The organism is Pseudoroseomonas cervicalis ATCC 49957, assembly GCF_000164635.1.
GTDB lineage: Bacteria > Pseudomonadota > Alphaproteobacteria > Acetobacterales > Acetobacteraceae > Pseudoroseomonas > Pseudoroseomonas cervicalis.
The window spans coordinates 1,033,791-1,036,239 of the sequence record NZ_GG770777.1; the positions used below are offsets into that span (position 1 = coordinate 1,033,791).

The 2,449-nt window shown below is 73.3% G+C and carries 2 protein-coding genes; both read left to right on the plus strand.

Annotated features, from left to right (window positions below):
- Positions 1-542 (plus strand): hypothetical protein (locus HMPREF0731_RS04460; protein WP_007002836.1); only part of this gene is annotated, 542 nt, incomplete at its 5' end.
- Between the two features lie 131 nt (positions 543-673).
- On the plus strand, positions 674-2,449 hold a 1,776-nt coding region (locus HMPREF0731_RS04465), incomplete at its 3' end, for a transglutaminase family protein (protein WP_007002838.1).

The following is a 2,449-nucleotide window of genomic DNA, read 5'->3' on the forward strand; positions in this document are numbered from 1 at the left end:
CGCCCGAGCTGCGGCTGCTGGCCGCCCTGCCCGACCCGCTCTCCGGCCTGCGCCGCCACGGGCCGGTCACCGATTTCGCCGCCAACCCCGCCGCGCCGCCGGGCCTCGGCGTCGCCCAGCGCTATGTGCCGGTCTCGGGCGAACGGCTGGTCGCCACGCTCTATCTGTATGACCGTGGCCGCCGCCAGTCGCCGGAGGGGGCCGCCAGCCCGGCGCTGGCGCTGGAGCTGAACCAGACGGCGGCCGAGATGCGGGCGATGGTGCAGATGGGCCGCTACCGCGCCGTGACGCCCGCCGCCAGCAGCGCGGTGCCGGACCGTGAGGGAGTGCCCGGGCTGCGCTGCGCCACCTTCGAGGCGGTGCAGGAGGATGGCAGCAGCACCGGCGAGGCGGTGTGCCTGACCGTGCTGGGCGGGCGCTTCGTCAAGACGCGGGTCAGTTCCTGGCTGCCGGAGGGCGCGCCAGCGGCACTGCGCGCCGCCTCCGGCCTGCTCTCGGCGGTGATCGAGACGCTGCCGGCCAGCCGGGCGCACATCCCTTAGGCAAAAGCGACAACGGGCGGGCAGCGCGCCGCCCGGCTGCCGCGCCGAAGTGCGGATTTCACCGGAGCGATGATTTCCCCTGCCTCCGGCGCCTGTCTATGCTGCCGCGCAGGAACGAGTCGGGATCCTGCATGTCCATCCATGTCGCGCTGACCCACCGCACCCGCTACCGCTACGACCGGCCGGTGACACTCGGGCCGCAGACCATCCGGCTCAGGCCGGCGCCGCATTCGCGCACGCCGGTGCTGTCCTACAGCCTCGGCATCTCGCCCAAGCCGCATTTCATCAACTGGCAGCAGGACCCGCAGGGCAATTTCCAGGCCCGCGTGGTGTTCCCCGACGCGGTGACGCATTTCGAGGTCACCATCGACCTCGTGGCCGACATGGCCACCATCAACCCCTTCGACTTCTTCCTGGAGCCCGAGGCGGAGACCTGGCCCTTCGCCTATGACCCGGTGCTGGAGCAGGAGCTGGCGCCGTTCCGCCGCGCCGCCCCCGCCGGCCCGCTGCTGGCTGGCCTGCTGGAGCAGGTGCCGCGCGGCGAGCAGGGCACGGTGACCATGATCACCGGGCTGAACCAGATGCTCTCCGAGCGCATCGACTACATCGTGCGGCTGGAGCCCGGCGTCTGGTCGCCGGAGGAGACGCTGGGCCAGGGCAAGGGGTCGTGCCGCGACAGCGCCTGGCTGCTGGTGCAGATGCTGCGGCATCTGGGCTACGCGGCGCGCTTCGTCTCCGGCTACCTGATCCAGCTGGTGGCCGACCAGAAGCCGCTGGAGGGGCCTGAGGGGCCGTCGGCCGATTTCACCGACCTGCATGCCTGGGCCGAGGTCTATCTGCCCGGCGCCGGCTGGGTCGGGCTCGACGCCACCTCCGGCCTGCTGACCGGCGAGGGGCATATCCCGCTGGCGGCGACGCCGGAGCCGCAATCCGCCGCCCCCATCTCCGGCCTGATGAGCAAGGCGGAGGTCGCGTTCGACTTCGCCATGAGCGTCGTCCGGGTGCGGGAGACGCCGCGCGTCACCAAGCCCTATTCCGAGGCGGCGTGGCGGGCGATCCTCGATGCCGGCGATGCGGTCGATGCGCAGCTCGCCACCGGCGGGGTGCGGCTGACCATGGGCGGCGAGCCCACCTTCGTCTCCGCCAGCGACCAGGAGGGGGCCGAGTGGAACACCGACGCGCTCGGCCCCACCAAGCGGCGCCTGGCCGGGCGGCTGCTGCAGCGCCTGCTGCCGCTCTGGGCGCCGGGCGCCGCGGTGCAATACGCCATGGGCAAGCACTATCCCGGCGAGCCTCTGCCGCGCTGGGCGCTGAACGCCTTCTGGCGGGAGGATGGCGAGCCGGTCTGGCTCGACCCCGCGCGGCTGGCGCATGACGAGGACAGCGACACCGCCACCGCCGCCGAGGCCCGCGCCTTCGCCCGCGCGCTGGCCCTGCGGCTGGGCCTGGCCGAGGCGTATGTGCAGCCGGCGCATGAGGACATCCACCACTATCTGTGGCGGGAGAAGCGCCTGCCGGCGAATGTCCTCGTCGAGGATTCCAAGCTGCGCGACCCGCTGGAGCGCGCCCGGCTGGCGCGTGTCTTCGGCCAGGGCCTGTCCTCGGAGGTCGGCTCGGTGCTGCCGCTGCGCCGCCGCGCCGATGGCCAGGGCTGGGAGAGCGGGCTCTGGCTGTTCCGCGAGGGCGACCCGATCTTCCTGCTGCCCGGCGATTCGCCGATCGGCTTCCGCCTGCCGCTGGAAAGCCTGCCCTGGGCCGACCCCAAGGACATCCCGCCCGAATTCGAGGCCGACCCCTTCGCGCCGCGCGCCGAGCTGCCGGCGGCCGGTCACTACCACCGCCAGCCCGCCCTGCCCGGCCGGCCACCGCCGCGCGACGGCATGCCCGGCTTCCCGCTGCGCCACCAG